Source organism: Bacteroidales bacterium (genome assembly GCA_035342335.1).
GTDB lineage: Bacteria > Bacteroidota > Bacteroidia > Bacteroidales > JAGONC01 > JAGONC01.
In genome coordinates this window covers 25688-31687 of record DAOQWY010000033.1, presented here as the reverse complement: position 1 = coordinate 31687, position 6000 = coordinate 25688, and the positions used below count along the sequence as shown (strand labels likewise).

Sequence of the window (6000 nt, the reverse complement as noted above, 5' to 3'; positions counted from 1 at the left end):
GACCATCAGGAAGATGATTCCAATCAAGTAGAATGCATGTTTTTTCATAGTGTTTAAATTAATTGGTCGTAATTAAAAACGAGTATTTGCCTTGTAAAGATGATTTGATTCTTACCGGGTGAACCGAAAGGGCAAGGGTCTGATACCGTGTATCCGGTTACCCGAGCCTTGATCCTGATGCCAGTGGATCTGCTGCCTGTGGAAGTTTAGAAGTCGTTCTTTTCTTCCATTCGTCTTCCAGCAGTTCTCTGGCCGCCTGCTCAAGGAACTCCGGAGCAGCCCACTTGTGCACATCAAAGTCGTTCTTGATGTAACCATGGCTTAGCATGAAGTCCTTCCCGATCTCAACGGAGGCCAGGTTCTGGGGCGAGAGGTTGGGCACCATGTCCACGTTCTTGATGCCTTGGTACGTATGCTCGACGTCCAGGTAATAGGTCTGCTTGTCGAGGATCACGGCGGCAGCGTGCTTGTGCTCGTTGGCCCAGCGTCCCAACTTGATCATGCCTTTCATAAACGCGATGACAAGCCCGGGGTGCTCCTCATTTAATTTTGTGTTTTCAAAAGTTGTACTTTTTAATGTTTCTTTAGTCATTGTCATTTATTTTTAAGGTTTTAAACAGTGGAATCCATATTGGTGTTTTAAGTTGATACAGTAAGAATACCGTGACAAAGGTACCTTCGCATTTAACCATGGACAATACCTATCAATAGGTATTTTGTATTACATTTGCAACCCAAACACAGTTATAGGGAAACGTAGCGGCAACTTATAATTGACTACTCAAAAGATTACAGCCTGTTTTACAGGTTCTTCGAAACTTTTTTACCGGTTGGTTTTCAGGGTATTGATCCTGACGATCTTCAGAAACATACGCTGAAAATGGAAACATGGGTATCATTACTACGTAGGAGACAATTTTTTTAAGTTCAGATTCCCGGATCAGGAATTGCTGATGATCGCTAATCCTTTGTCAGATCGTGAATTTGAGATCGTCAGGCTTGTGGCATTGGGTATGAGCAGCGAACAAATCGCTGAGAAATTATTCGTAAGCCCCCACACGGTGAGTACCCACCGCAGAAATATCCTGGAGAAGACAGAAAAACAATCTATGGGGGATGTAATCCTGAAATTTAAGGAAAGAGGGCTGTTGTGAGAGGAGAGAGGAGAGAGGAGAGAGGAGAGAGGAGAGAGGAGAGAGGAGAATGGAGAAATAATTTCTCATCTCTCATTTCTCCTCTCTCCTATCTCATTTCTCACGTTTAGCCTCAGCTTTGCCTTTCCCGATAGGTAAAGCGACGCAGAAATAGAGGGAGCTGTTGTTCTGCCGCTCACCCTGGTTATCCTTGACGATATCCATCAATCCATAATAATACCGTACGTTCAGTGTCATTCCTTCCCCTTTCTTCAGCTTGTAGCCGGCGCCTGCGACCAGGCCTGCATCAAAACGCTTAAATTCTTCTTCATAATCTTCATTCTTGAGGATCTCATACTTAAATTTCAAATCATCTTTGTCATAAATCTTTTCATAAAAAAGATCAGTGGCTTTATAGAGCAAACCCAGTTGGACACCTCCTTCTATGTGGAAATAATCATAAAAACGGTAACGGACCAAACCCGGTACATTGAAGTACTGCAGTTTCCGGTCGATATCTGCATCTATGAAAATGCTGTCCAGATCTTCATTGCCAACAGAGTACGGCGTGAGTCCTCTGGCCCCCATGGTGGATTTGACAATGACTCCGGTATGGATGAAAAGCTTGGGCTTTATCTTGAAGTCGAAATAAAAACCAAGGTGGAAGTCAGGCATCATCTTCGTTCCCTCCAGGTGCGATATATTCGACAGGTTAGCCCCGCCATCAAGTCCGAACTCAAGTTTGTCGGAATTTAGCTTATCGCCCAGGAGAAGGGAGATAAGTACCTGTGAATGCGTGTATTGTACACAGGCTAGGGAAAAGAAAACCAGGATCAAAAGACGTTTAAAATTTTTCATGGGATAAGGTTTTTAAGTTTACCCTACCCCTGCACCTCTCCCCTGCTAGCAGGGGAGGGGCCGGGGTAGGGGTATTAAGGGTAAATTCCCCGGGGCTTGCCCCGGAATTAAGGTTCAGGGCTGTCCCTGGGGTTAATACAATTGATTACACTATTTCCTCTGTTCAATGGTTACTTTGCCGATCTTCCCGTTAAATTTTGAGGAAGTTCCATAATCTGCCACCCATGTGCCATCATCAACTCCAACGTCAGCCAGGTCATCAACTGAGAAAAAGTTCGCTTGCGTGCGTTCAATCCTTTTTTCGGCTACCTTGTTACCGTCAACGGTAATCGTACCTGTGCCTCCCTTGCCAGGACCGCCTCCGTCATAGTTGAAATCATACACGATCTGGTATTTGCCAGGCTTTAGTGGCTGCGAAGCCACTAAAGCCGTTGACTCCATACCAAGGTAATTGTATGTAAATGCCGGTTTACCATTTTTCATATATAAGGAGAGACCACCAAATCTGCCACCCTGGCATACAATCACGCCATTTCCGCTGGCTTTTACTTCCACATCTGCCGTAATCGTGTAAGGCATATTTTTCAGGTCAATGAAAATATCAACGCCCATGCCTTTCATCCCTTCATAGTAGGTAACGGAAGTACGGTCTCCCATGAGCACGGGTCTGCCTGCCAGTACGGCATCTGTTCTTTCCACCACGCGGTCATCTATGGGCAGCACATGGTATTTTTCAGCCTCTGCCATGAACAGATCCTGCATTGCCATCAGTTTATCCGGATTTTGTGCGGACAGGTCATTGACCAGGCTGAAGTCTTCCTTCGTATTATATAATTCCCACGTATCATCCTGCAGAGATCCTATGGGCAGACCCCATGGAAGACGATGTATGGTCCTTGCGTACCAGCCATCCTGGTAAACTCCGCGGTTACCGAACATTTCATAGTATTGGACCGTATGTTTCTCCGATGCACCGGCATCATTAAATGTATACGCCAGGCTGGTACCTTCAATCCGGTCCTGTGCAATTCCATTCACCATTGTTGGAGCAGGAATCCCTGTGATTTCATAAATGGTAGGAGCAATATCGATCACATGACCAAATTGAGTACGTATTTCATTTTTCCCTTTAATACCATCAGGCCAGTGAATAACCATGCCGTTCCTTGTACCTCCAAAATCGGAAGCAACCTGTTTGGTATAGGAAAAGGGCGCATCCATTGCCACTGCCCAGCCGGCTGAAAAGTGCGGATAGGTACTCTCAGAGCCCCATTCATCATAATGTTTCAGCATATCCGGAACGGTTTCGGCCACCCCGCTGAAGTAGGACATCTCCTGGTACATGCCATTCATCTGTCCTTCTGCGCTCCCACCGTTATCTCCGGCAATATAGATAATAATCGTGTTGTCCAGTTCGCCCAGATCTTCAATTGCTGCCACAAGTCTTCCAATTTCGTAATCCGTCTGCTCGGCAAATCCGGCATATACTTCCATCTGACGGGTGAACAATTTTTTCTCATCAGCGGAGAGTGTTTCCCAGTCTTTTATGTCGGCTGGTTTGGGAGCCAGTTGAGTATTCTGGGGAACAATTCCCAGTTTCTTCTGCCGTTCAAGTGTCTCTTCACGGATCTTGTCCCAGCCCTGGTCAAATTTTCCTTTATATTTTGCGATCCATTCCGGCGCAACATGATGGGGAGCATGCGTGGCGCCCGGTGCATAGTAAATAAAGAAGGGTTTATCAGGCTGCAGAGATTGCTGTGTTTGGACCCATGTAATGGCCTGGTTGGTCATGTCGGTTGTGAAGTGATAATTGGGGTCCTTTGGTGTTTCAACGATAGTAATACCATCATAAATTAAGGGTGCCCACTCGTTGGTTTCACCACCCAGGAAGCCATAAAATTTTTCAAAACCTGAATGTGTCGGCCAGCGGTCCTGGGGTCCGTTATTGGAAATTTCCCACGGTGGAACCTCGTGGCACTTCCCAAACTGGGCGGTATTGTATCCGTTCTGCCTGAGCACTTCGGCCACCGGTGTAATGGTTTGGGGACGCACGCCGGTGTACCCGGGAAACGTAGTGGCTGCTTCCGTAATAACACCCATATTGTTTGAGTGATGGTTATAACCGGTGAGCAACGCCATTCGGGTCGGGGCACTAAGCGCTGTTGTGTGAAAGCGTGTATACCGTAAACCATAATTGGCAAGCCGGTCAAGTGTTGGCATATAAACAGGCCCTCCATATGCTTCGGAGACTCCAAAACCCATGTCATCAATCAGTATAACCACTACATTGGGGGTGCCCTTCGGAGCTTTCACCTCAAAACGCGGAGGTGCCGTAGCATTCCGTACGTCAAGTTCTTTGAACGTTGGGCGTATGGGTTCTTTGATCGGAAGCACGGTACGGTCAGGTTCACCTTCCGCTGCCGGAGTGTTTGCCACAGGCTCAGTCGCAGGTTTTTGAGCGTAGGAAAGCAGTGCCCCCGAAAGATTGGCCAGGATAAAAACAGATTTCGTAATTCTCATATGTATGGGTATTTATAAAAAGCAAAAGTATAGTAATTCGGAAGCATAGAACATACTTATCAGTGAGTATTTTTCTTGTCACTTGTCAATGCTCAATATTCATTGATCAATAGAGTTCACTGCCTTCGGCAGAATTCACTACCTTCGGCCACTGAAACCGTACTCCATATGGCGTCTTATCACATCCCCTCTTCCCGGCCATTCTACCTGATGGCCAAGCCTGTCGGTTCGGTATGCAACCTGAATTGCACGTATTGCTATTACCTGGAAAAGGAAAAACTGTACCCGAAAGATTCAATGAAATGGTTCATGAGCGAAAAGGTGCTGGAGACCTTTATTGCACAAAACATCTATTCCAGCCCTGAACCGGCCGTATTGTTCACCTGGCACGGCGGAGAACCCATCCTGCGGGGCATGGAGTTCTTTAAGAAAGTGATTGCCTTGCAGACTAAATATGCGGAGGGGAGGATCATACAGAACTCTCTTCAGACAAACGGAACTACCCTCACCGACGATTGGTGCAGATTTCTCCGTGATCATCAGTTTTTAGTCGGATTTTCAATCGATGGGCCGGAGCACTGCCACAACCGGTATCGGATTTACAAGAGTGGTCAGCCGAGCTTCTTACAAGTCATGAGGGGATTGGAACTGTTAAAGAAATACCATGTCGAATTCAACACCCTCTCGGTGGTCAATGATTACAATGCAAAATATCCGCTGGAGGTCTACCGGTTCCTCAAGGGTATCGGAAGCCAGTATATGCAATTCACCCCGATCGTGGAATGGATCGATCCGCATGCCGGACCGGAAGAATTAAGCATTCTTCCAGCCGATACGCAAAAGTCTGCAGAAATGACCTCCTGGAGCGTGAACCCGGAGGACTATGGTAATTTTCTGATACAGATCTTCGATGAATGGATCAGGAAGGATGTGGGCGATTACTATGTGGTCACATTCGACTGTGTGCTGGCCAATTGGATGGGTATACCGCCCCCGCTGTGCGTGTATGCAGAGGTGTGCGGCCATGCCGGTGTGGTGGAATATAATGGTGATGTCTACTCCTGCGATCATTACGTCTTTCCGGAATACAAGCTCGGGAACATCGGCGAAAAATCACTACTTACATACATGAACTCTCCTTTTCAGCAGCGGTTTGGACTCAATAAGAGAGACATGCTGCCTGATTATTGCAAACGATGTGAGTTCCTGGATCTTTGCACCGGCGAATGTCCCAAAAACAGGATCATTAAAAGCCCGGATGGCGAATCCGGACTTAATTATCTCTGTAAGGGATTTAAAAGGTTTTACCGCCACGTTGAACCCTACATGGCATTCATGGCCAATGAGATCCGGAACGACCGGGCGGCCTCGAATGTGAGGAAGTGGGCGGTTGAGAGGGGATGAAAGACTTTGGCAAGTTTATACGAACCAATTTCTAAATATTTTAATGTGGAATCATAGAACATAACTATCACCAGGATTTTATAAC

Annotated in this window: 4 protein-coding genes; 1 reads left to right on the top strand and 3 read right to left on the bottom strand. The window is 46.5% G+C overall.

Features of this window, described 5'->3' with window-relative positions:
* Positions 1-157: 157 nt before the first annotated feature.
* The 3 genes from PKI34_12570 to PKI34_12560 form a co-directional block, all read right to left on the bottom strand.
* A complete protein-coding gene (locus PKI34_12570) occupies positions 158-592 on the bottom strand; it encodes a hypothetical protein (GenBank protein ID HNS18643.1) in 435 nt (144 codons plus the stop codon).
* A 655-nt stretch (positions 593-1247) separates the two neighbouring features.
* Positions 1248-1991, bottom strand: a complete 744-nt coding sequence (locus tag PKI34_12565) for a porin family protein (GenBank protein ID HNS18642.1) — start codon at positions 1989-1991, stop codon at positions 1248-1250.
* A 150-nt stretch (positions 1992-2141) separates the two neighbouring features.
* Positions 2142-4511, bottom strand: a complete 2370-nt coding sequence (locus tag PKI34_12560; GenBank protein HNS18641.1) for an arylsulfatase — start codon at positions 4509-4511, stop codon at positions 2142-2144.
* Positions 4512-4679: 168 nt separating this feature from the next.
* Between PKI34_12560 and PKI34_12555 the strand changes: the two genes are divergently transcribed.
* Positions 4680-5915 carry an anaerobic sulfatase-maturation protein gene (locus tag PKI34_12555; GenBank protein ID HNS18640.1) on the top strand — a complete coding sequence of 412 codons (1236 nt, stop codon included), beginning with the start codon at positions 4680-4682 and terminating at the stop codon, positions 5913-5915.
* The last annotated feature ends 85 nt before the right edge of the window (positions 5916-6000 follow it).

Bases quoted from the DNA above. Each gene is read 5' to 3' on its own strand.
- PKI34_12570 (HNS18643.1), bottom strand. From the start codon at position 592: ATGACTAAAGAAACATTAAAAAGTACAACTTTTGAAAACACAAAATTA.
- PKI34_12565 (HNS18642.1), bottom strand. From the start codon at position 1,991: ATGAAAAATTTTAAACGTCTTTTGATCCTGGTTTTCTTTTCCCTAGCC.
- PKI34_12560 (HNS18641.1), bottom strand. From the start codon at position 4,511: ATGAGAATTACGAAATCTGTTTTTATCCTGGCCAATCTTTCGGGGGCA.
- PKI34_12555 (HNS18640.1), top strand. From the start codon at position 4,680: ATGGCGTCTTATCACATCCCCTCTTCCCGGCCATTCTACCTGATGGCC.